This is a genomic window from Flavobacterium sp. GW821-FHT11G01, assembly GCF_058808175.1.
Genome location: NZ_JBXARK010000002.1, coordinates 140,242 through 164,568, shown reverse-complemented (window position 1 = coordinate 164,568; position 24,327 = coordinate 140,242). Strand labels below are relative to the sequence as shown.

17 protein-coding genes are annotated in these 24,327 nt (G+C 34.4%); 10 read left to right on the top strand and 7 right to left on the bottom strand.

What is annotated here, in order from left to right:
* Positions 1-214 precede the first annotated feature (214 nt).
* Genes rimO through AC1RRN_RS04495 form a run of 3 tightly spaced genes read left to right on the top strand, consistent with a single transcriptional unit; the run spans position 215 to position 3,053 of the window.
* Complete coding sequence (gene rimO, locus AC1RRN_RS04505; RefSeq protein WP_492966160.1) at positions 215-1,528, top strand: 30S ribosomal protein S12 methylthiotransferase RimO; 1,314 nt, start codon at positions 215-217, stop codon at positions 1,526-1,528.
* Between the two features lie 43 nt (positions 1,529-1,571).
* Positions 1,572-2,114: a hypothetical protein gene (locus AC1RRN_RS04500; RefSeq protein WP_492966159.1), complete on the top strand. Its 543-nt coding sequence runs from the start codon at positions 1,572-1,574 to the stop codon at positions 2,112-2,114.
* A 33-nt stretch (positions 2,115-2,147) separates the two neighbouring features.
* On the top strand, positions 2,148-3,053 hold the full coding sequence (locus tag AC1RRN_RS04495; RefSeq protein WP_492966158.1) for an N-acetylmuramoyl-L-alanine amidase: 906 nt from the start codon (positions 2,148-2,150) through the stop codon (positions 3,051-3,053).
* Positions 3,054-3,466: 413 nt separating this feature from the next.
* Here AC1RRN_RS04495 and AC1RRN_RS04490 read toward each other — a convergent pair whose 3' ends face one another.
* The 7 genes from AC1RRN_RS04490 to AC1RRN_RS04460 form a co-directional block, all read right to left on the bottom strand.
* Positions 3,467-4,540 (bottom strand): outer membrane beta-barrel protein, encoded by a 1,074-nt coding sequence (locus tag AC1RRN_RS04490; protein WP_492966157.1) that lies wholly within the window; start codon positions 4,538-4,540, stop codon positions 3,467-3,469.
* Between the two features lie 616 nt (positions 4,541-5,156).
* Positions 5,157-6,122 carry a glycoside hydrolase family 5 protein gene (locus AC1RRN_RS04485; RefSeq protein WP_492966156.1) on the bottom strand — a complete coding sequence of 322 codons (966 nt, stop codon included), beginning with the start codon at positions 6,120-6,122 and terminating at the stop codon, positions 5,157-5,159.
* Between the two features lie 12 nt (positions 6,123-6,134).
* On the bottom strand, positions 6,135-7,370 hold the full coding sequence (locus AC1RRN_RS04480; protein ID WP_492966155.1) for a glycoside hydrolase family 27 protein: 1,236 nt from the start codon (positions 7,368-7,370) through the stop codon (positions 6,135-6,137).
* A gap of 93 nt (positions 7,371-7,463) precedes the next feature.
* Complete coding sequence (locus AC1RRN_RS04475) at positions 7,464-8,516, bottom strand: IPT/TIG domain-containing protein (protein WP_492966154.1); 1,053 nt, start codon at positions 8,514-8,516, stop codon at positions 7,464-7,466.
* A 19-nt stretch (positions 8,517-8,535) separates the two neighbouring features.
* A complete protein-coding gene (locus AC1RRN_RS04470) occupies positions 8,536-10,134 on the bottom strand; it encodes a RagB/SusD family nutrient uptake outer membrane protein (RefSeq protein ID WP_492966153.1) in 1,599 nt (532 codons plus the stop codon).
* 13 nt (positions 10,135-10,147) lie between these two features.
* Positions 10,148-13,339 carry a SusC/RagA family TonB-linked outer membrane protein gene (locus tag AC1RRN_RS04465; RefSeq protein WP_492966152.1) on the bottom strand — a complete coding sequence of 1,064 codons (3,192 nt, stop codon included), beginning with the start codon at positions 13,337-13,339 and terminating at the stop codon, positions 10,148-10,150.
* Positions 13,340-13,653: 314 nt separating this feature from the next.
* Positions 13,654-14,532: an AraC family transcriptional regulator gene (locus tag AC1RRN_RS04460; protein WP_492966151.1), complete on the bottom strand. Its 879-nt coding sequence runs from the start codon at positions 14,530-14,532 to the stop codon at positions 13,654-13,656.
* 321 nt (positions 14,533-14,853) lie between these two features.
* On the opposite strand from AC1RRN_RS04460, the gene AC1RRN_RS04455 reads away from it, so the two are divergent.
* The 7 genes from AC1RRN_RS04455 to AC1RRN_RS04425 all read left to right on the top strand — a co-directional run bounded on the left by AC1RRN_RS04455 (position 14,854) and on the right by AC1RRN_RS04425 (position 24,294).
* Positions 14,854-15,972, top strand: coding sequence for a glycoside hydrolase family 26 protein (locus AC1RRN_RS04455; protein WP_492966150.1), 1,119 nt, complete (start codon positions 14,854-14,856; stop codon positions 15,970-15,972).
* 38 nt (positions 15,973-16,010) lie between these two features.
* Positions 16,011-17,402, top strand: a complete 1,392-nt coding sequence (locus AC1RRN_RS04450; protein ID WP_492966149.1) for an MFS transporter — start codon at positions 16,011-16,013, stop codon at positions 17,400-17,402.
* A gap of 29 nt (positions 17,403-17,431) precedes the next feature.
* Entirely contained in the window at positions 17,432-18,622 is a 1,191-nt protein-coding gene (locus AC1RRN_RS04445) for a glycoside hydrolase family 130 protein (RefSeq protein ID WP_492966148.1), read from the top strand.
* A gap of 6 nt (positions 18,623-18,628) precedes the next feature.
* The gene (locus AC1RRN_RS04440) at positions 18,629-19,819 is read left to right on the top strand and encodes an AGE family epimerase/isomerase (protein WP_492966147.1); all 1,191 of its coding nucleotides are present in this window, start codon (positions 18,629-18,631) and stop codon (positions 19,817-19,819) included.
* Positions 19,820-19,822: 3 nt separating this feature from the next.
* Entirely contained in the window at positions 19,823-21,052 is a 1,230-nt protein-coding gene (locus AC1RRN_RS04435) for a glycoside hydrolase family 26 protein (RefSeq protein WP_492966146.1), read from the top strand.
* A 266-nt stretch (positions 21,053-21,318) separates the two neighbouring features.
* Positions 21,319-22,605 carry a glycoside hydrolase 5 family protein gene (locus AC1RRN_RS04430; RefSeq protein ID WP_492966145.1) on the top strand — a complete coding sequence of 429 codons (1,287 nt, stop codon included), beginning with the start codon at positions 21,319-21,321 and terminating at the stop codon, positions 22,603-22,605.
* Between the two features lie 129 nt (positions 22,606-22,734).
* Entirely contained in the window at positions 22,735-24,294 is a 1,560-nt protein-coding gene (locus AC1RRN_RS04425; RefSeq protein WP_492966144.1) for a glycoside hydrolase family 28 protein, read from the top strand.
* Positions 24,295-24,327 lie beyond the last annotated feature (33 nt).

Genomic DNA, 24,327 nt, shown 5'->3' with positions numbered 1-24,327 from the left:
AATAGATTAATTTGAAATTTCCGTCAGGTATTACTTGGCGGATTTTTTTTAACCCTGATTGTCCCGAAATTTTGGAAGGCCTACTTTTGTGACGATCCAACCACAAAAGATAGAAAAGACAACAGCGTTAGCTTCATAAAAAACACCTAAAAGAAACTGAAACAGGCGGTGTTTGAATAAAAAAGTGTAATTTTGCACTCCAATTTATAAAAGTATGAGAACCAAGTCTTTAAAAAAGAACAAAATTAACGTAATCACTCTTGGGTGTTCGAAAAATGTATATGACAGTGAAGTATTGATGGGACAGCTTCGTGCTAACGGCAAAGAAGTACAACATGAAGCACCTGCATCCGAAGAGGGAAACATTATCGTAATCAACACTTGTGGTTTTATTGATAACGCTAAAGCCGAATCAGTAAATATGATTTTGGAATATGCTGACAAAAAAGACAAAGGGTTAGTTGACAAAGTTTTTGTAACCGGATGTTTATCGGAACGTTACAGACCAGATTTAGAAAAAGAAATTCCGAATGTAGATCAATATTTTGGTACAACTGAATTACCTCAACTATTGAAAGCTTTAGGAGCTGATTATAAACATGAATTACTTGGAGAACGTTTAACGACTACTCCTAAAAACTACGCCTATTTAAAAATTGCTGAAGGTTGCGACAGACCTTGTAGTTTTTGTGCAATTCCGTTAATGCGTGGTAAACACGTTTCGCAATCAATCGAAAAGTTGGTTAAAGAAGCCGAAGGTTTAGCTAAAAATGGTGTAAAAGAATTAATCTTAATCGCACAGGATTTAACTTATTATGGTCTTGATATTTATAAAAAAAGAAATCTTGCTGAACTTTTAGAAGCATTGGTAAAAGTTGAAGGAATTGAATGGATTCGTTTACACTATGCCTTCCCTACTGGTTTCCCAATGGATGTTCTGGAAGTTATGAAACGTGAACCAAAAATTTGTAATTACATTGATATTCCGTTACAACATATTTCGGATTCTATTTTAAAATCGATGCGTCGTGGTACAACTCAGGCCAAAACAACTCAATTATTAAAAGATTTCCGCGCTGCAGTTCCCGGAATGGCAATCAGAACTACTTTGATTGTTGGTTATCCAGGAGAAACACAGGAAGATTTTGAAATTTTAAAAGATTTTGTTCAGGAAATGAAATTTGACAGAATGGGATGTTTTGCTTATTCTCACGAAGAAAACACTCACGCTTATTTATTAGAAGATGATGTTCCGGATGATGTAAAACAAGCCCGAGCGAATGAAATTATGGAATTGCAATCGCAAATTTCATGGGATTTAAACCAGGAGAAAGTTGGACAAGTTTACAAATGTATTATTGACAGAAAAGAAGGTGCACATTTTGTAGGCAGAACAGAGTTTGATAGTCCGGATGTTGACAACGAAGTTTTGATTGATGCCTCTAAGCATTACGTAAAAACAGGAGAATTTGTTAATATAAGAATAATAGAAGCAACAGAATTTGATTTATACGGAGAACCTGCTTAAATTTACGCTAAACTATTATCAATTTTAGATAAAAACATTTTTTATGAAACCTACACACACACTTTTCATTTTGGTTTTCACTTTATTCTGTTTCAATTCTGCTTCGGCACAATATGGAAACGGTTATAACAACGGCTATGGCGGTGGAGGTTATGGAAGAGGCGGCGGAATGGGAATGGATAGAAGCATGATGGCAGGACCACAAGGTTCTCCTAGCAAACCTAAAGAAATTCCTGCTGAAGAAACGGCTGCAAAAATTGTAGAACAAATGAGGCCAGAAGTAAAACTTGATGATTTGCAAGCTATTGCAATTACAAATGTTATTGCTGACAGCATGAGAGAACAAGGAATTCTTTTAAAAAATGAAAATAGCAGTCAGGACCAAAAAATTGAACAAATGACTGCTCTAAGAGAAAGCACAACTAAAAAAATTACTGCTTTCTTAAACCCTGATCAAATAGAAAAATACACCAATTTCATGGCTAATTTTAAAGAGATCAAGAAACAACCGAAAAACAAAAAGAAAAAAGATTCTGACACAAAAGAAGTAAAAGAGGAAACAGAAGCAATAAAAGTTCACGAATAATTGTTTTAACTTACTCCTAAAATGTAACTAATCATGGCGAAAAAGCATTTTTATTATTTGATTTTAGCAATTACAATAACTTCTTGCTCAACGAATCCTTATAAAGCAACCGAAAAAGTCTACGACCAACAGCTTAAAACTTTAGAAAATCAAATTACAAGCAAAGAAGCAAAACAAATTCCTGCTATTAGCCCTGTAATTATTGACACTTCTTATGCCTCGCAATTAGGCATCGTGAAAGATACTTTATCAAAAACTGGCTCAACTGCCTTATTAAATGGCATTAATACAGAATGGATTGGTACTGTTAATTTCAATCTAAGAAAACCTAGTTTTATTATTATTCATCATACTGCTCAAGATTCTGTACAACAAACCATAAGCACTTTTACCAAAACAAAAACACAAGTAAGTGCCCACTACATAATTTCTGAAAACGGAAAAGTAGTACAAATGCTAAATGATTATTTAAGAGCTTGGCACGCAGGCGCATCTAACTGGGGTAAAAACACCGATTTAAATTCAAGCTCTATTGGTATTGAACTTGATAATAACGGCTTTAAACCTTTTACAGAAGCGCAAATTAGCAGTTTAGTAGCGCTTTTAACAAAGCTTAAAAAAGACTATAATATTCCGACTCAAAATATTCTGGGACATTCTGACATTGCACCAGGAAGAAAACAAGATCCAAGTGCTTTATTTCCATGGAAAACTTTGGCAGAAAAGGGATTTGGAATCTGGCCTGACGAAGTGTTAGAAGAAGCTCCTTTTGATTTTAAAATAGAACCTGCTTTGCGTATTATTGGTTACAATACTAAGAATCTTTCAGCAGCAATTCAGGCTTTTAAATTACATTATATTCAAACTGATGCAACATCTGTTTTAGATCGAAAAACAATAGATACTATTTATTCGATTTACAAAAAACAACTTCAGTAAAAAGTAATTGATAAAATATAAAACGCGTTTCTAAATATTTAGAAACGCGTTTTTTTTGTTGTGTAAACAGAAAAGAAAATAGAGTAAAGAACAAAGATGAAAGATTTAAGAACTGAAAATAAAGATTGAGATGAAAAAAGGACTGTATGTAATCTTTTAACCAATGCTTCTTATAATAGAATACAGCATTTATGATAGAAAAGTTGTGCGGAACACTCTATCCTTTCTTTCTTCCACTGATAAATTCACTTTTTTCCATCTTAACATTCTCAAATTCTTTTCTCCTTTTTCTTCTATCGTTCATCTTTCATCTTTGTTCTTTACTCTATTTTCTTCTAAATAAATAAAAAAGCTGCCAAAACATTTACATGTTTTGACAGCTCCAAAAAAAAAAAAAATATCAATCTTTATCTCTAGAAAGAGTATGTTGTAGCAATTAATCCGAAGAAAGATCCACCTGTTGGGTTTGCATCGCTATCTAAAAAGATGTCCTCTGATGCAGCATCGTATCTTAACTCAGGAATAATAGTTAGTTTTCCAACTTTATAGTTTAATGAAACTGTATTTGCAAATACATTAGATCCTGTTAAGGTTCCTAAACTTGGAGCAGCATCTTTAGCATCAAAGTATTCTATTCTGTAAGCTAATAATAAAGATGGGCTAAAAGAATAATTAGCATATCCAACTAATGAAAACCAATCACCATCTAAAGTACTATCAAAATCATTTGCTGTTTTTGCATAAGTAGCGTTAAATCCTAAAGCAAAAGAATCACTTATCGTTTTAGAAGCTACAAGGTCAAACTGTGTTTTGTTTTCATCAGATGCAGGATTAGAACTTCCTGATGTGAAATTCAAATAAGCACTACCCGTTTCTCCAACGTATCCTATTTGTCCAATGTATGTTTTTTGAGAAGAACCTGCATCCATAGCCGATTTAAAATCAGTTGGATTAGTTATACCAAACATAGCAGTAAATTTCCCTGAAGTATACTGTGCTTTTAAACCGGTATTAAAGAATGGTCCATATGAGAAGGCGTATGACATACTGTAGTTTTTATTTCCTACGGCATCTAATACCTCATAACCTATATGTGTACCAAAACTACCTGCTACAAATTTGAATTTATCTGTAACCTGATAAGTAAAGAATAATTGCTTTATCAAAAATTTTGCAGTAATATCTTTGTCTGTTGTTTCATTATATGAAAATTCGCCTGCTCTTTTTCCGAATCCTAAGTCAACAAATACAGAAGCTTTTCCGAAAGTATGTCCTGCATTAATAGATGCCATTCCTAATTCAAATGAATCCTGAGAGTTGGTAAAGCTCGTTAATCCATTCATTTGTTTTGAAAAATCATATTTATAATAAGCATCTGCAGATCCCCCCCATGTAGTTGCTGGTACAACTGGAGTTTCAGCATCTTCTTGAGCAAATGCAAAAGAACTCGTCAACATCGCGGCTAAAATGTGTAATACTTTTTTCATGTTTTAATTGGTTTTTAGTTATTAATTGATTCTGGTTAGTTAATCTTTTATATATGTATATTCTACTATAAGTCTCTTCTAAATCCTTTAATCTCCCCTTAAAACCTCTTCATTTTCATTAGCGAATTTATTAACTTTTGTATGAGTAGAAGAATTGAAATCTATTTTTTTGATGTTTTACAAGCAGAATTATGGATTACAAAAATTAAATTAACAATAATCGTTATTTGACATTAATACCGAATTAATTTTGAAAAATCCCTAAAGAATTTTTAGTAAAAATCAGAAAATTTTTAGGGTTAATTAAAAAATAACAACTATAAACAACCAAAAAACAACTATAAACACCATAAAAAAAACAACACCCCTATTAAAAAGAGGGGTATTTTTAAATTTATATAAAAATAAAATAGAAAATAGAAAAAACTAAACACCTGTACCAACCATCCTTTTAAAAAACAATTATTCCTACAAAAATAAAGACATAAAAACATCCGTAACAGCTTTAAACATTCAATATAATTTTTAAATCAAAAACAAAAAGTTTTACAATTAAAACGAAAAAAGCCTGCTCAAAAAACTGAACAGGCTTTTTCTAAAATAAAAGTAACTACTTCTACTGTTGCATATTATATTTTCTTAAAAACTCACGAACCTTTATTCCTGATTCTTTTAAATCTTCATCTTTCCAATTTCCCTCTGATTTTGCCGATTTTTTAAGAATAGAACAAGTTTCATCTTTATCAGATACTGACCATGTTATCCAACTCAACTTTCGGCTTTCCATCCAATCAATATATTCCTGCCATGCTTTCATATTTAAAGGCCCATCACCAGAAGCCTCCATTCCTGCGGATTCTGAAATAAATATCGGCAGACCTTTCTCCAGGGCATCATCTGTCCTGTCCCGCAATTCCTTACCGTGTGTAGCTGCATAAAAATGCATGGTATACATTATATTAGCATAACCCTTAATAGGATCTGCTGCTGGAAGATTAACATCCTGATCCCAATGTGGAGACCCAACCAAAATGATATTGTCCGGATCATTTTCTCTAATTATCTTAATTACTTCTTCGGCGTAAGCTTTAACTTCTGGCCAACTTTCATAATCTGGCTCGTTGAAAACCTCATATATTATATTGGGGTATTTAGCATACTTTTTAGACATTTCAGCAAAAAAGACTTTTGCTTCTTTTAGATTTACACTATGACTGTGCCAATCGATAATTACATAAATATCCGATTCAATCGCTCCATTGACAACGGCCTCAATTTTCTCTTTTGAAAATTCAGGGTCTTTCATATAAGACTGTTTACCAAGTTCTACACCCATTGCTGCGCGAACCACATTGCAATGAAAATCTTTTTTTAACCAATTAACTGCTTTTTCATTATAAAATCTCGGCCACATACTATGCCAGCCAAAACTCATTCCTCGCAACACAATTGGGTTATTGTTTTGATCTGACAATTGAGTGCCCTGCACATGAAGTTTTCCATGATGTTTTACAAATTGTGCTTTTGAAACACAAAACACAAACAACATTATAAGGATACAAAATTTAGCTTTTGGTTTCATTTTAATTCGAGTTTACGGAATTAACCTTAATGTAATTACATCATGAGAAGGAATATTAGCCTGAAAATTCTTTTTTGTATTTCCTATTCCCTTATTTTTCCAAAGATCTTTTAGCTTAAAGGCAGTTTTATTAAAATCGGCTTCATAACCAAAATCCACATCTTTAATTAGCTGTTTTTTCCAATCAAAATTAATCTTTTTGGCAACATCACTTCTATTCAAAAAAGTAACTGCCCAATTTCCATCTGATAAAGGTTTTACCCAAACTTCTAAACCGTCTTCATCAGAATACTTAAATCCCTGAACTCCCAATTTATCCTGATTCACAGCGATCAATTCCTTATTCGTTAAAATTGCTAATGTTTCTTTTGACATTTTTCTGAAATCATTTCCTGCAATTAAAGGTGAAGCCATCATGCACCACATCGCAAAATGAGATTTATCTTCGGTATTTGTCATTCCGTTACCCACTTCCATCATATCAAAATCATTCCAATGATCCGGACCTGAATATTTACGGATATCTTTTCGCATTTCGATGATTTTCATAAATCCCCAAGAAGACCAGTTTCCTTCCTGATGTTTGTATTCACAATCAAAACATGGGTAAATATCTCCGGAGATTCTCCAAAGATTTCCTACTGGTTTTCCCCATTCCCAAGGTTGATTATCTCCCCATTCGCAAAGACTGAAGACAATTGGCTTACCAGCTGTTTTCAGTGCATTACTCATTGTAGTATAAGCTTCTTTGGCTGTAATTCCCTGTGTGTTACACCAATCGTATTTTAAGAAATCAATTCCGAGTTTGGCATAAAAACGCCCGTCCTGATATTCATAGCCCCGTGTTCCCGGATATCCGGCACAAGTTTGAGTTCCTGCACAATTGTACAAACCAAATTTCAAACCTTTACTATGTACATAATCAATAACGGTTTTCATTCCGCTTGGAAATTTAACGGGATCCGGAACCAAATCTCCATTTTCATCGCGTTCTTTGGTCATCCATCCATCATCAAGTACTATATAATTATAGCCTGCTGCTGCCATTCCGGATGAAACCATAATATCAGCTGTTTCTTTTACTAGTTTTTCATCGATATTCGTTTCAAAAGTATTCCATGAATTCCATCCCATTGGAGGCGTCATTGCTAAGCCTTCAAATTTACCTGCTCCCTGTATATGTGTATTTCCCTGGCCAAAACCTAAAACCGACAAACTCAGGACAATTACTAATATGATTCTTTTCATTTTTTAAAAATTCAAATTAATATTAAAAAAAGATTCCCTAATTGATAAGAATTAGGGAATACTTAAACAAAACTCAAAACAAACTAATGTTTCTTATTTTAAAAACAAACCAATATCATCAATAGAAAAGGTATTTTCTATACCATCTCCAGCTGCATTTTTAGTCATATTTTGGAAAGTAATATTCTGTACACGATCTGAAGAAGACAATGCAGACCATGGAATATTGAACGTTTTCCATTCTGTAGTAACATTCAATACAGGAGAAGTTGCATCGCCCCAATCTCCATTAAAACAAAATTTTACTGCGCCAGGAACTGCTGCTTTTATTGTAACGCGAATACCTCCGTATGAACCTAATTGGTCAAACCACGACCAGTCTCCTTGTAAACTTCCCCAGGCAGCCATTTTTGATTTAATATAAACCAATCCCTGAGCTGCTGTACCATCTACAGGATAAGTATGATTATTCCATGAAGGAAAAGTTAATCCATAATAAGAGGCATCATCATAAATAGCTGAGCCAATCGCTGCTTTAGAAACTGTTGAACCCGAAATATTGGTTACAGTAATGTATTTATCTTTTGCATTAGCTGGCATTTTAAATTTGATTTCAGTTAATGTAGAAGAAATCAAAGGGACATCTTGCGTGCCAACTTTTACCACTGGATTTAAGAAATAATCTCCATAAATAGTCACTACTTCACCTTCTGCTGCATTTTCCGGATTATAACTTCCAAATCTTGGTGTTGGCGGCGCTACTACAAAATCATACAGAATAGTTCCTCCAGCAGTAACAACCTTTAATTTATTGCTTGCATTGGCATATGGTGTTTTTTCATCTATTAAAACAAAGATGGCGGTATCTGTAACTAACGTCGGATTGAAATAAGTATCAAAATCATTGAAGTAAATTTTCTTAACTGTTGAAAGACCAGTACCACTAATGATATAATAATTTTTAGGATCACCAACTTTCGTCGGAACTAAATCACCTTCAACCGATTTGGCTACACTTGTGATCGATGGTGCACCACCACTTCCCCCAGAAGCAGCGTCATCATTATCACAGGAAGAAAACAAACCTAATACCATCACAACCATTGCGAATAAAGGCAAAAGGAATTTTATTTTTATATTTTTCATAATGTTCAAATTTTAGTAATTATTTAAAAGTATACGGAACCGGCGCATCCAGTAATTTTGGATTTTTAGCCACTTCATTATCCGGATAATCCATATAAAAATCATTTGCAGCATGATCCTGACTATATATAGGAGTATAATAACGTGCCGCATATCTGTCTCCTCTGTTTTGTTTTGACATAATATCAATTGCTTTTGCTTTATCAATACGTCCTAAATCAAACCAGTAATCACCTTCAAAACATAGTTCTTTTCTTCTTTCTAAAAAGATATCATTAAAAGTTATTGAAGTTAAGTTAGCTAAACCAGCTCTTCTTCTTACTGCATTTATCGAACTCAAAGCAGCTGCATCAGAAGTACTCGCTCCTGCTCCCAGGACTGCCTCAGCATGAATTAGCAATAACTCTGCATAACGCATTACATACGTATTATTATCCATCATTGCCCATCCATCGGCTGAACCGGTAATACTTCCGTTTACTACACCAATACAATATTTTTTAATAGCACCACCTGAAGCCTGAGCCAAATCTTTACCAGCCGGAACTGTTAATCCAATTCCTTGTGTAGTTTTTATATTTGGATAAGTATCTCCGGCAACCATTACCGTTTCATGTTTTCTTTTATCTCCATCTTCATATAAAGTAAGCATTACATCCTGACTCGGACCAAAAACTCCTGCATAAGATGCGTTTGAAGTTGATAATGTTCCATCCTGAAAACCAAATTGTGTATTACAGTTATTAGCCGATCCGTAAGCGCCATCGCCTTTCCACTGAATAGCAAAAATTGATTCTTCGTTATTATTGTTAGGATAAGTAAACAGGTCTGCAAAACTTTTTCCCGGCACCTGATCTCCGCCCAAAAGTTTGAATTCACCGCTATTAATTACACTTTCAGCCATTGCTTTGGCATTCGCATAATCTTTTTGATATAAGTACACTTTTGCTAACATTGCTTTCGCAGAACCTTTAGAAACATGTCCATTGCTGGCATAATTTGCACCTCTGTTTTTATCAACCAATAAATCAATTGCTTTTAAATAATCCATTGTGATTAATTTATAAATATCTGCAACTGTATTAGTGTTTACATAAGGGTTGCTTGTATAATCAAGTGGATTTTCGATGATTGGCACCGGTCCCCAAAGTCTAACCAAATCAAAATAAGCGGTTGCTCTCATAAAATAAGCTTCACCCATTGTATTATCTAAAACATTTTTAGAAACATCCGGTCCTACCCTTGCAGCCAAAAAGTTGATAATCATATTCGATTGTTGTACGTTCGCCCATAATGACGACCAACCGTTTACTAATTCAGGATCACTTCCGTTTAATGAAAAGGTTCTCAATCCGCTAACGTCAGGTGAACCTGAATACATATTTCCTGAACCTACTTCAAGTGCCCACCAAAATTTATTATACATTTGAAACCAGGTTCTGCTGTACATACCATTTGTTGCAGACGATACCTGATCGTTTGTGCTATAATAAGAATCTAAACTGATTCCGTCTTCAGAAGGTCGGTCTGTAAAATCGTCCTGACATGATCCAAAAGTCAGAAGTGCTGTTGCCATAAATAGCAAACTATATCTATTTAAAAAAGATTTCTTTTTCATTTTTCTTTAATTTTTAAAATTCTACGTTAAGTCCAACTAAAAATGTTCTGGCTACCGGATATCTTCCGTTATCGATTCCTGACAAAAGAACATTTTGATTAAATGAACCAATTTCCGGATCGTAACCTGAATAGTCTGTAAACGTATATAGGTTCTGAGCTGATGCGTACAATCTTAATCTTGACATTTTATATTTTGAAATAACATCCTGAGGTAAAGAGTACCCAAGAGTAATATTCTGGATTCTTAAATAAGAACCGTCTTCAACATATCGATCAGAAATAAGCAGGTTATTGTTTGCCGAATCTGCGATTGGTCGCGGATTGTTACTTGCTGTATTTGTTGTTGAATAATAATCCAGAGCATCAACTAACTGATTATCATATAAAGACGCATTTGTTGTACCACCTCTTCTTGTTAAGTTCATGACATCATTTCCATAAGATCCCTGAAGAAATATCGAAAGATCTACATTTTTGTATTTGAAGTTATTCGTAAAACCATAAGTGAATTTTGGATGCGGATTTCCGATGAAAGTTTTATCACTTGCATCAATTTTTCCATCATTATTTACGTCAACATATTTCACATCTCCCAAAGCTGTTTCTCCGGCTCCGGTTCCTACTGGCTGGCCAAATTGAATTGGTGCACTATTTAAAGTTGCCTGATCTTTGAATATTCCATCCGTTTTGTATCCGTAAAACAAACCAATCGGATTTCCAACTGTTGTATTAGTAACTACAACTGGCTGATATCCATTTGTATTTACTTCCTGAGTTAATACAATTCCGTTAGCAATTTCATCTAAATTATTTTTATATTGAGAAATTACCATAGAAGCATTCCAGTTAAAATTGCCCGCTGATCTCATATCATAACCCAATGTAAGATCAAAACCTTTGTTACTCATTGTACCTAAATTAGAATATGGCGCAGAAACTCCTCCATATTGGCCTCCACCTCCAGTTAAATAAAGAGGCAATGGCACCTGGAATAAGAAACCTTCAGATTTTTTATCGTAAACATCAAAACTGGCAGAAAACTTATTATCGAACATTGTAAAATCAATACCGAAGTTGGTTTGATTTAATGATTCCCAAACTAAATCTGGATTTGGGTAATTTGATGGAAGAAATCCACTTCCTAAACCTGAATTCTGAGTTCCCAACATAGCAGAATAGCTGTTGTTTGGAATTTGCTGATTTCCTGTTTCTCCGTAACCAATTCTGAATTTGATATTGTCTACATATTTACGTGTTCCTTCCATGAAAGATTCGCTAGACAATCTCCAGGATCCTGAAATTGCATTAAAAACACCTTTTTGATTATCAGTAGTTGGATCAAATTTAGATGAAATGTCTTGTCTGATCGAAGCTGTAATACTGTATTTATCATTGAAATCATAAATTACACGAGCAAAAAGTGATGAAAGCGACGCACTACCTTTATATTGTGTAATGGTATTATTATCAACATCAGCCAAATTAATCGTGTGAATTGAATTGGTTTTAAATCCTTGAGCCGACGCAATTAAACCTTCCCAGTGAGAATCATTTGCTTCCTGCCCTGCAAGGATTGTAAATTTGTGCTTTCCGATAGTTTTATCGTAAGTCAATAAATTTTTGATGTTTGTTGAATACCAGTTTTGCCTTCTCACATCAAGATCTGCTAATAAATTAGTCTGGCTTCCCCAGGCATATGAAGGTCTGAAATCATCATTTTCAGAAAATTCAGTATTTGCCGCAATTTCAAGACGATATTTAAAACCTTTAAAAATTTCAGCTTCAGCATAAACATTTCCTAAAAAATTCTTTCTAACCAACTTATTTTCCCTTGTCAAAGCCTCAGCAACGGGATTATAATAAGTCACACTTTGTTCAGATGAAGGAGGTCCTGCAAAAGAACCATCAGCATTTCGAACCGGAATATCTGGTGATTGCAATAAGGTATTCGAAATTAATCCTGAATAACTTTGATTTACCGTGATTTTTTCATTCGTAATACCTCCGGTAAGATTTCCACCAATTCTCAACCAGCTTTTAATTTTTGAATCTAAATTCAATCTTACCGTATATCTTTTTAATCCGGAATTGATAATAGTTCCTTCGTTATCTAAATAACTTCCTGACAAATAATAGCTTGTTCCTTCTTTAGCTCCAGAAAATGATAATTGATGACTATTTGAAAGTGCGGTTCTGTATACCTCATCCTGCCAATTAGTTCCTTGTCCTAACAATTCAGGATGAGAAAATTCCTGACGTGTTTGATAGCCCCATAATTTAGCCAGATTTGTTTTTAAAGTTGCATATTCCGGCAAAGTCAAAACATCTAATTTATTGGTTACAGAAGCAAAAGAAGTATAATTTTCATAGGCAATTTTACCCGTTCCTTTTTTACCTGATTTCGTCGTAATGATGATTACTCCATTAGCTCCACGAGATCCGTAAATTGCTGTTGCCGAAGCGTCTTTCAGGATATCCAAAGATTCGATGTCATTTGGATTAATCATAGAAAGCGGACTCATTGCTGTATTTCCACTTCCTCCTGAAGACGAAAATCCATCTTTTCCTGCCAATGTTTGTCCACTTGTCGCTTTTCCTGTTGCGTCTCCGGAAATGGGCACACCATCAATTACATATAAAGGTTCATTTGTTCCGGTAATCGAAGTTGTTCCACGTACTCTTACAGAAGCCGCTCCACCAGGTTGCCCTGAATTATTAGTTACAGAAACCCCGGCAGCTTTACCCTGAAGCATTTGATCAACAGAAACTTGCTTTAAATTCTCTATATCTGTTGATTTAACTGAAGATATTGCTCCGTTTACGTCTCTCTTTTTCTGAGTTCCATATCCAATTACAACCACTTCTTTTAAGTCTTCAGCGCTTGGTTTTAAAGAAATATTGATTTTTGTTCTGCCTGCAATGGCTATTTTTTGAGAATCAAATCCAATAAATGATACCACTAAAGTTCCATTTGCAGGAGCGTCAATCGAATATTTACCGTCAAAATCAGAAGATGCTGTAGCTTTAGATCCAACAACAGTAATGTTTGCACCCGGGATGGTCATTCCCTTATCGTCAGACACTACTCCTGATATTTTTACCTGAGCAGTAATAAAATTACTAGTCAGTAACAAGAATAAAATCAAAGGAACTGCTCTGTGGTTCGCATTCCAATGAATAAAGTTAGTCATTAGTTTTTTCATAATAAATGTTTGGTTAGTTTAAATTTGTTATTCACAATTCAGTAATAAAAAAAGGGTGTGATTTATTTTCTAAATTATTTAACAAATCTATAACAGAACAAAACATTAAATCGATAGTATTATATCATTTAATGATAATATTTTTACTATATCATCTTAAAAAAACATATATGAAAATAAAAACAAATAAAAATTGCGTTTTTCGCAATAGCAATCCCTCAAATCAATACAAATTATAAATAAAAATTAACGAATAAGGTAAAAAGCAAACGATTTCGTTAAAAATAATATTTGTTTGTGTAAAAAAAGTATCACTATAAAATACGCTTCAATCCAGAAAAATCTTCTCTGTATTGACTGGGAGTACAATTTTTAATCGCTTTAAAACTACGATTGAAGTTCGCAATATTATTAAAGCCCGACTTAAAAGCAACTTCTGAAACACTCATATCTTTTTCAACCAGCCAACGTGCAGCATAGCCAATTCGGATGTCATTTATATAATTGACAAACGTTTTTCCGGTGCGCTTTTTAATAAATCTATTAAACGAAATTATTGACATACTGGCAACATTTGCAACATCTTCTAAAGTAATTTTTTCAGCAAAATGTTTTTGCACATATTCATAAACCAGTTTCATTTTATCATAATCATCAAACGTATCATAATCTACTGTATAAGTAGAAAGTAATCGTTGATTTCTTGAATTCGCCAGATCATATAGTAAAGAAGTAATTTCTAAAAAATAGTCCATACCATCTAATTTAGAAAGTCTTACAAGTCTTGGAGTTAATTCTTCGGCTACTTTTTTAGAAAATAAAATACCGTGAATCGAACGATTGAACATATCCCGAATCGGATTCATAATTCGCCTGGACAATAAAGATTCATGAAATAAATCGTTATGAAACTGAATCGTAATTTCGTGTATTTTTTTACTCGTACATTTATTTAATTCCCAACCATGATATAAATTCGGCCCAATCAAAACCAATTCAACACTGTCGATTTCTTCAATATTATCTCCAACAACACGCTTCACTCCTTTTCCATTTAAAATGAAATTAATTTCAAATTCCGGATGATAATGTACCGGAAAATCAAAACTGTCTTTAACTCTGTCAAAAACTAAAAAACTGTCTCCCGCCGAAAGCGGAGCAATTTCTCTATAAAAATTTTTAGTACTACTCATCTTTAAATCTATTATAGTAAATAATATGTGGTTTTTTATTTGCAATAATATGATATATAATTGATAAAATAATATTAATTATACGATTAACATCCGATTATCTTTGAAAAATAGAATTATCATTTTTACAAAAAGAATATTGATAATAAACATTAATCATTTTTAATATAATAACTTTTTAAAGTTTTAATAATTTTAATTCAAAAACAATATTGATTTAAAGATTGAAAAAGTGACAGTATTATAATACATTTATCAATTGTTACATTCACACTTATAAACTGAAACGCAACTACATTTCAAATGAAAAAAAACATACAAATGCTAATAATAACAATACTTATAGGAACTTCATGCTCTTCTAAAGCTATTATTAGTAATACTAATTTGTCACTTTCAGATAAAAAAGCGACACCTGAAACTGTTTCTCTTTACAAAAAACTAAATCAACTAGCCCAAAAAGGTTATCTTTTTGGACATCAGGATGACCTTGCTTATGGCGTAAATTGGAAATATGAAAATGGACGAAGTGATGTAAAAGATGTCGTTGGAGATTATCCTGCAGTTTACGGTTGGGATCTTGCCGGTCTGGAAAAAGACAGTCCTGATAATATAGACGGAATTCCATTTGTAAAAATGAAACAATATATAGAGGAAGGCCATGAAAGAGGCGGAATAACAACTATAAGCTGGCATTTTGATAATCCTGCAACCGGAAAAAGTGCCTGGGATAATACTCCAAACTCTCTTAAAACAGTTTTGCCAGGCGGAGAAAACCATAAAAAATTCATCATTTGGTTAGATAAAGCCGCCAATTATCTTTTATCCTTGAAAGATAAAAAAGGAAAAAACATTCCTGTTCTTTTCAGGCCTTATCATGAACTTACGGGAGGCTGGTTTTGGTGGGGAAAAGGAAATTGTACTCCCGAAGAATTTAAAAATTTATGGAAATTCACTTTTGAATATCTTCAGAAAAAAGGCGTTCATAATTTAATTTATGTCTACAACACCAGCAGTTTCAATTCAAAAGAAGATTTTTTGGCGCATTATCCAGGCGATAATTATGCTGATGTTTTGAGCTTTGATTCGTATCAGAATAATGACGATAAAGAAGGTGCAAAATTCGTTAACGAAGTTCAGAATCAGCTTAAAATGGTAAATGAAATTGGCATCGAAAAACACAAATTAATCGCTGTAGCGGAAGCCGGTTACGAAGCAATTCCCGATCCAAAATGGTGGACAGGAACTTTATCAAAGGCCATTGGTGACTATAAAATATCTTATATTTTACTATGGAGAAACCACGGCTGGCAGGAAAAAGAAAAAAAAATGCACTATTACGTTCCTTACACGGGACAAATAAGCGAAAAAGATTTTGTTGATTTTTATAAGCTTGACAAAACTTTATTTGAAAAAGACATCCAAAAAGCATTAAAATAATTAACCCAAATCAAACTACAACCTTTAAAAAGAACCCAATGCACGACAAAATTAGTTTAAAAGAAAAAGTAGGTTACGGCCTTGGAGATGCCGCATCATCCATGTTCTGGAAAATTTTCAGTATGTACCTTCTCTTTTTCTATACCGATGTTTTCGGATTGGCACCTGCCGTCGTAGGAACCATGTTTTTAATTACCAGAATATGGGATTCCTGCTTTGATCCAATTGTTGGAATCATTGCCGACAGAACCAAAAGCAAATGGGGAAAATTCAGGCCTTATTTACTTTGGGTTGCCATACCTTTTGCCGTAATTGGAGTTTTAACTTTTTACACGCCTGATTTTGATGCAAAAGGAAAAATAATTTATGCCTACGTTACGTATTCTTTAATGATGATGATTTATTCATTGATCAATGTTCCCTATGCTTCACTTCTTGGCGTAATGTCATCTGACAGAAAAGAAAGAAATACTTTGTCTTCTTACCGAATGGTTTTTGCTTTTGGAGGAAGTTTATTGGCACTATGGTTAATTGAACCTCTTGTAAATTATTTCGGCGGAAGCCTAAACTCTAAATCAGGCTGGTTGGCAACAATTGCTGTTTTTGGAGTGATTACAACTGCTTTTTTCTGGGCTTGTTTTTTCTTCACTAAAGAAAGAGTGAAACCAATTTCTGATGAACAATCCAACTTAAAAGAAGATTTAAAAGATTTATTAAAAAACAAACCCTGGTGGATTTTACTAGGAGCCGGAATTGGTGCCTTAGTTTTCAACTCTATTCGTGACGGTGCCGCTGTATATTATTTTAAATATTACATCAGCAGCAGTATAAACTTTGATTTTTCACTTTTCGGAACCGATTTTCACATGACGCCAACTTCTATCTATTTGGTTTTGGGTCAGGCTGCCAATATCATCGGAGTTATTATCGCTACGCCGATTGCTAATAAAATCGGAAAAAAGAAAACCTTTTTTGGTGCTATGGCTTTAGCAGCGATTTTGAGTTTGATTTTCTATTTTTTTGGAAAAGAAGATATTTTCTTAATCTTAAGTTTTCAGGTTTTAATCAGTATTTGCGCGGGCTGTATCTTTCCGTTAATCTGGTCTATGTACGCTGACAGCGCTGATTATTCAGAATGGAAACAAGGCCGAAGAGCAACTGGATTGGTTTTCTCTGCTTCTTCAATGTCGCAAAAATTTGGGTGGACAATTGGTGGAGCCGGAGCCGGATGGTTATTAGGATATTATGGCTTTCAGGCCAATGTCGAACAAACTGCTGTGGCTCAAAATGGAATTCAATTAATGTTAAGCATACTCCCTGCAATAGCAGCTTTTATATCAGTCGCTTTTATTTTGTTTTATCCTTTATCTGAAGAAAAATTGCAAATAATAGAACAAGATTTAAACGAAAAAAGAGACCAGACCATTTAAAATTATACAGATACCAGAAACAGATTAATATGACAACAATAGCCACTTCCACTACATTTCAGGATAGAAAAGTAGCATTAGAGAAAGAACATAAAACACTCATAGAGCAAAAAAATGCTCCTGAAGAAAATGCTGGAAACGGCATATACCAACGCTATAAAAATCCTGTCGTTACAGCGGCTCATGTGCCATTGAACTGGCGCTTTGACTTAAACGAAAAAACAAATCCTTTTTTGCAGGAAAGAATTGGAATGAACGCCGCTTTCAATGCAGGTGCCATGAAATGGAAAGGTAAATATGTATTAGCTGTTCGTGTTGAAGGAATTGACAGAAAGTCTTTTTTCGCTATTGCCGAAAGTCCAAACGGTGTGGATAATTTTAAGTTTTGGGAGAAACCATGCGTGATTCCACAAACTGCAGAACCAGACACTAACGTTTATGATATGCGTTTAATCAACCACGAGGACGGTTGGGTTTACGGTATTTTTTGTACCGAGAGAAAAGATCCAAAAGCGCCAAAAGGCGATACGAGTTCGGCTGTAGCCAATGCAGGAATCGTGCGCTCTAAGGATTTAGTAAACTGGGAAAGATTGCCTGACTTAATTTCAAATACAGGCCAACAGCGAAATGTCGTTTTGCATCCCGAATTTGTTAACGGAAAATATGCTTTATACACACGTCCACAAGATGGTTTTATTGATGTGGGTGCTGGAGGCGGAATAGGTTTAGGATATGTTGAAGACATGACAAATCCAGTTGTTAAAGAAGAGAAAATTATTTTCGGCAAACAATACCATACGATTTATGAATTGAAAAATGGCCTTGGCCCCGCTCCTATCAAAACAGATAAAGGCTGGCTGCATCTGGCACACGGAGTTCGTAACACCGCCGCAGGTTTGCGTTACACCCTTTATATGTTTATGACCGATTTGAATGATATTGCAAAAGTAACACACGTTCCTGCCGGGCATTTTATGGGGCCTGAAGGTATTGAAAGAGTTGGTGATGTATCGAATGTTTTATTTTCAAACGGATGGATTGAAGATGCTGACGGAACTGTTTATGTGTATTATGCTTCATCAGATACGAGAATGCATGTTGCTGTTTCATCAGTTGCAAAACTAGTTGACTATGTTACAAATACACCGGCAGACACTTTTATTTCTGCAGGTTCCGTAAAAACAATCATCAGCCAAATCGAAAAAAATAACGCAATATAATTCGTCGTGTCAGTAAAACTACAGCAACTTAAATCTGAATTATCAACTGAACTTGATTCCATTTTAAAATATTGGTCAAAACATACTATTGACAATCAAAATGGAGGTTTTATTGGTCAGATTGATTTTAACGATCATATTATCGCCAATGCAGAAAAAGGTTCTGTTTTAAATGCCCGAATTCTATGGTCGTTTTCAGCAAGTTATCAGTTTACAAAAAACGAAGAACATAAAAAAACAGCAACTAGAGCTTTTGAGTTTCTTTCAAAATATTTTTATGACTCCGAATTTGGAGGTTTATTTTGGAGTATCAATCCTGATAAAACGCCAAAAGATACTAAAAATCAGATTTATGCTTTAGCCTTTGCGATTTATGGACTATCAGAATACTATATTATTTCTAAAGATGAAAAGGCTTTAGAGATAGCCATAAATTTATATTTACAGATAGAAAGACACAGTTACGATTCATCAAACGGAGGCTATTTAGAAGCTTTTACCCGAGAGTGGAAACCTATTGCCGATTTGCGTCTTAGTGAAAAAGATGCCAACGAAAAAAAAACAATGAATACCCATTTGCATATCGTTGAAGCTTATGCAAATTTATTTAAGGTTTGGGAAGACAAAAAGCTTCAAAATGCGATTATTGAATTATTAGCCACAATAGAAGAGCGTTTCATTAATACCGAAACGGGGCATTTAAGATTGTTTTTTAACGAAGAATGGATTGAAAAACCTGACGTAATTTCATACGGACACGATATAGAAGCTGCCTGGCTTTTACTACGATGTGCCGAAATTTCAGAAGATGAAACTTTAATTGCCAATTATAAAAAACATGCCATTCAAATGGCTGAAGTTACTCAGGAAGGTTTGGATACTGATGGTGGTTTATGGTACGAACTCGATCCGAAAAACAACGAATTAATTTCCGAAAAGCATTGGTGGGTTCAGGCCGAAGCTTTAATTGGTTTTTATAATGTCTACCAATTAACCGGTAATGAAAAGTATTTAGAGATTGTTTTAAAAAACTGGGATTTTACAAAAAAATACATTTTAGATAAGCAAAACGGAGAATGGTTTTGGGGAATTTACCGCGATTATTCTTTGATCGAAAAAGACAAAGCCGGTTTCTGGAAATGTCCTTATCATAATAGCCGCGCTTGTTTAGAACTTATTAACCGAATTAAAACCTGAAAAATGAAAACTACATTTCTGAAAATAGCATTTATAAGTTTATCGATTTTAGCATTTGTAAGTTGTTCTTCAGACAAAGAATCAGATGATGAAATAATCATTGATCCGCCAACGCAAAGCGATCCTTTGACCACGCAAAACGTAAAAACTTTTATGGTCGACGCCAATGCAACCAACGAAACCGCAGCTTTATTTTATAATTTAAAAAGACTGGCCAAAACTAAATTTGCCATTGGCCAGCAAGATGCTTTTAATAGTTTTTATCAAGATATAGGAGGAGATTCTGATATTAAAAAAAACACGGGTTATGATCCTGCCCTTTTAGGTTCTGATTTCATGTTTATTACTGATAAAAATAATGACGGACAAGCAAGCAATTGGTTTTATCAGCAAGAACAAAAAATTGTTTCTGACACAAAAGCTGCTTACGCGAAAGGCATGATCAATACTTTCTGCTGGCATTTAAGAGAACCTAATAAAGAAGAATCGTTCTATTCTGCCGATATGACATCGGAACAAAAAAACACAGCTTTTAGAAGCATTTTACCCGGCGGAGCAAACAATGAATGGTATAAGAAAAAACTGGATAAAGTTGCCAACGTTGTTTCGAACTTAAAAGGTGCAAACGGAGAATTGATTCCGATAATCTTTAGGCCTTTTCATGAATTTGACGGAAACTGGTTTTGGTGGGGAGCCAATTTTTCTACTGCAGATGAATATAAAAAAGCATATCAATTCACCGTTGATTATTTGAAGAATACGAAAGGTGTTCACAACATTTTATATGCTTTTTCTCCTGATAATTCATACACCACACAAGCCGATTATTTGAGCCGATATCCTGGCGATACTTATGTAGATATTCTCGGAATGGATAATTACGGTGACTTTAATAATCAAGGACAAACTGGCGCTGACAGAGCGAACAGTAAACTGAAAATCTTTTCTGATTATGCTAAAACCAAAGTAAAAATAGCTGCTTTAACCGAAACTGGTTTTCGTGTAACAAGCACAACACCTGCAATTACTGATTGGTTTTCAACTTTATTGTATAGTGCGTTAACTAAAAATGACATTCAAATAAGTTACGTAATGTTTTGGAACAACAATAAAGACGGTTATTATGTCCCAAATGGTTCTGTTTCAAACACAACCGATTTTAAAAATTATAGTTTAAAAACAAAATCGGCATTAGTGAATTCTCTGCCTAAGATGTACGAATTGCCTAAATAATTTAGTTATTATTAGTCGTTTTTTTTTCATTTCGACGAAGGAGAAATCACACGCGGAAATCCGCTAAGTATATCTGCAATCTTTGTCGATCAACGAGTGTGATTTCTCGTTCCTCGAAATGACAAGATCATGGAAAATGGAAAAACTTAAACATCTAATGGAAACATAAACCCTAGCCCTGATAGAAGTGGAAATCCTTTTATTTTTTTCTTTAAAAAATAAAAGATTGAAACGGATAGCAGGAAATAGCTCCTAAAAAATATCATATGAAAAACAGATTTCTAAAAATCCTTTCTTTCTTCATAATTTTCACCACAATTGCTTGCCAAGCACAGGAACGAATTACGGTAAAAGGAACGCAATTTTATAAAGGCAATAAACCGTACGCATACATTGGAACCAATTATTGGTACGGAAGTTTGTTGGCATCAAAAAAAATCGGCGACCGAAAAAGACTTTTGCGCGAACTTGATTTGATGCAGAAAAACGGTATTGATAATCTCCGAATTTTGGTTGGAGGCGACGGTGGAAAATACGATTTTACTGTTCGTCCGGCGTTACAATATGAACAAGGTAAATACGACCAAGATTTATTGGACGGATTGGATTTCCTTATGAATGAAATGCGTAAACGTAAAATGTACGCCGTTTTATACCTAACAAACAACTGGGAATGGTCTGGCGGAATGTCGCAATATTTAGAGTGGAATGGCAAAGGTCCGGTTCCGGTTCCGGGAATTGCTCCAAATACTTGGCCTCAGTTTATGTCGTATACAGAGCAATTTCATAGTTGTGAGCCTTGTATGCAGGCTTTAGAAAATCACGTGAAATTTATAATGGGAAGAACGAATGCGTATTCTCATAAAAAATACACCGAAGACAACACCATTATGGCATGGCAGGTTGGAAATGAACCACGACTTTTTACAGTTGAAAATGAAACAAAATTTACAGTTTGGCTAAATAATATTGTCAATTTAATGGACAGTTTAGACAAAAATCATTTGATTTCGACGGGTTCTGAAGGATTGAACAGCTCGAATGATGACATTGGAATTTTTGAGCGAACACATCAAAATCCGAATATTGATTATTTGACCATGCACATTTGGCCAAAAAACTGGGGTTGGTTTAAAGCTGATAATGCTGAAAAAACTTTACCGCCAACGCTGGAAAATGCTGGAAAATATATTGATAAACATGTGGTCGTGGCAAACCATTTAAAACGCCCAATTATTATTGAAGAATTTGGTTTGGGAAGAGAAAATGAAAGTTTATTGCCAACGGCATCGGTTGCAAACAGAGATATTTTTTACAATTATATTTTTGGCCGAGTTGCTGAAAGCGTTAAAAACAACGGAGCATTACAAGGCGCTAATTTCTGGGGATTTGGTGGCGAAGGAAAAGCCATAAATGAATCAGGGAAATGGAGTCCCGGCGATCCGTTAACTACAGATCCTCCACAAGAACCACAAGGTTTGAATTCTGTTTTTTCTTCGGATAAATCGACTTTGGATATTGTGAAAAAATACAATTTGCAATTAAGAAAATAAGAATTATTCATGCCTAATTTCCGTAGAGGCGCACAGCAGTGCGCCTTATGCCCAACGAAAATTCCGAATGTAAACTGTACGTTAGACGCACTGCTGTGCGCCTCTACAGAATAACCAAATCAAAATTTGATGAAAAAATACATCTATATATTATTTATTCTCTTTTCTATAATAACAAATGCCCAAACTTTTGACGTTACAAAATATGGTGCAGTTGGTGACGGACAAACGATAAATACTAAAGCACTTCAAAACACAATTGATGCTTGTTTCAAAAATGGCGGAGGAACTGTTTTTGTACCAACTGGCGTTTTTATGACGGGAACATTAAACTTAAAAAGCAACGTAAATCTTTATTTAGAAAGCGGTGCCGTTATAAAAGGAAGCGCAAACATTAACGATTATATTCCGGTAAACGGCGTTCATTACGGAATGTTTTTTACTGAAAATTCCGAAAACATTACCATTTCCGGAAGCGGAACAATCGATGCAAACGGCGATGTCTTTTTCGACACAACCAAAGCTAAAAAAATTGAATGGGGCGGAACTTCGGGAACGCGTCAAAAAGAAAATTTCAGAAAAGTAGTTGACGGCGGAATTGGCGACGGACCAATTGTTCCGAAAGAAAGACCGTATCAAACTATTATTTTTAGCAATTGCAAAAGAGTTACGATCAAGGATGTTTTCATTACACAATCGACTTTCTGGACCATTTTAATAGCCGATTGCGACAGTGTTTTAATTGACGGAATTCGTCTTTGGACAAATATGCTGGCGCCAAATGCAGACGGAATCGATATAACTTCAGGAAGAAATATAACGGTCAGCAATTGCGATGTTCGCGCGGGCGATGATGCCATTATTGTTGTGGGTTATGCTTCGCATTTTGAAGTTCCGGGCTTTAAAGACTTACGCCATTCTTCAGAAAATATCAATATTGTGAATTGTAATCTTCAGTCCGCTTCGAGTGCAATTAGAATTGGTTATTTCGATCATAATTCAGTTCGAAATATCAATATCTCAAATTGTAACATTACGAATTCGACACGCGGAATTGGAATCTTTCTGAGAGATCAAGGTTCATTGGAAAACATAAATGTATCGAATGTCAATATTGAAACTAAACTTCGAACAGGAGATTGGTGGGGAAATGGAGAACCAATTCATATTTCGGCAGTTCGCGGAAAAGCAAAAGTTGCAGGTACAGAAACCGAAACTTTGGGCGTTATTAAAAACGTAACTTTCAGCAACATAAATTGTAAAGCTGAAAACGGAATTTTAGTTTACGGTTCAGAAGAAAGTGTTTTACAGAATATCAATTTCAAAAATGTAACTTTCGATTTTATCGACAGCAAACTAAACGATGTCGCTGGCGGAAATATTGATCTTCGTGGATGTTTGGACGAAAAACAACAACTTTTTCAGCGCGATATTCCCGGAATTTACGGCCAATATGTTGACGGACTTACGATCGAAGATTTTAAATTGACATGGACAAAACCTAGAATGCCGTATTTTACAAACGGAATCGAAATCAATAATTTTAATGATGTAAGAATTATTAATTTTAAGGGAACCGGATCGCCAATCAATAAATCAGCAGTTCCTATTTTATTAGAAAATGGAACTAAAACCGACTTGAATTTAGATAAGAAGATGGTTGTGAAAATGGTTAACGTTAAAAATTAATCTCGCAAAGTCGCAGAGTCGCAAAGTCAAATT

Excerpts from the sequence above, each read along its gene's own strand:
- rimO (WP_492966160.1), top strand. The coding sequence starts at position 215 with ATGAGAACCAAGTCTTTAAAAAAGAACAAAATTAACGTAATCACTCTT.
- AC1RRN_RS04500 (WP_492966159.1), top strand. The coding sequence starts at position 1,572 with ATGAAACCTACACACACACTTTTCATTTTGGTTTTCACTTTATTCTGT.
- AC1RRN_RS04495 (WP_492966158.1), top strand. The coding sequence starts at position 2,148 with ATGGCGAAAAAGCATTTTTATTATTTGATTTTAGCAATTACAATAACT.
- AC1RRN_RS04490 (WP_492966157.1), bottom strand. The coding sequence starts at position 4,540 with ATGAAAAAAGTATTACACATTTTAGCCGCGATGTTGACGAGTTCTTTT.
- AC1RRN_RS04485 (WP_492966156.1), bottom strand. The coding sequence starts at position 6,122 with ATGAAACCAAAAGCTAAATTTTGTATCCTTATAATGTTGTTTGTGTTT.
- AC1RRN_RS04480 (WP_492966155.1), bottom strand. The coding sequence starts at position 7,370 with ATGAAAAGAATCATATTAGTAATTGTCCTGAGTTTGTCGGTTTTAGGT.
- AC1RRN_RS04475 (WP_492966154.1), bottom strand. The coding sequence starts at position 8,516 with ATGAAAAATATAAAAATAAAATTCCTTTTGCCTTTATTCGCAATGGTT.
- AC1RRN_RS04470 (WP_492966153.1), bottom strand. The coding sequence starts at position 10,134 with ATGAAAAAGAAATCTTTTTTAAATAGATATAGTTTGCTATTTATGGCA.
- AC1RRN_RS04465 (WP_492966152.1), bottom strand. The coding sequence starts at position 13,339 with ATGAAAAAACTAATGACTAACTTTATTCATTGGAATGCGAACCACAGA.
- AC1RRN_RS04460 (WP_492966151.1), bottom strand. The coding sequence starts at position 14,532 with ATGAGTAGTACTAAAAATTTTTATAGAGAAATTGCTCCGCTTTCGGCG.
- AC1RRN_RS04455 (WP_492966150.1), top strand. The coding sequence starts at position 14,854 with ATGCTAATAATAACAATACTTATAGGAACTTCATGCTCTTCTAAAGCT.
- AC1RRN_RS04450 (WP_492966149.1), top strand. The coding sequence starts at position 16,011 with ATGCACGACAAAATTAGTTTAAAAGAAAAAGTAGGTTACGGCCTTGGA.
- AC1RRN_RS04445 (WP_492966148.1), top strand. The coding sequence starts at position 17,432 with ATGACAACAATAGCCACTTCCACTACATTTCAGGATAGAAAAGTAGCA.
- AC1RRN_RS04435 (WP_492966146.1), top strand. The coding sequence starts at position 19,823 with ATGAAAACTACATTTCTGAAAATAGCATTTATAAGTTTATCGATTTTA.
- AC1RRN_RS04430 (WP_492966145.1), top strand. The coding sequence starts at position 21,319 with ATGAAAAACAGATTTCTAAAAATCCTTTCTTTCTTCATAATTTTCACC.
- AC1RRN_RS04425 (WP_492966144.1), top strand. The coding sequence starts at position 22,735 with ATGAAAAAATACATCTATATATTATTTATTCTCTTTTCTATAATAACA.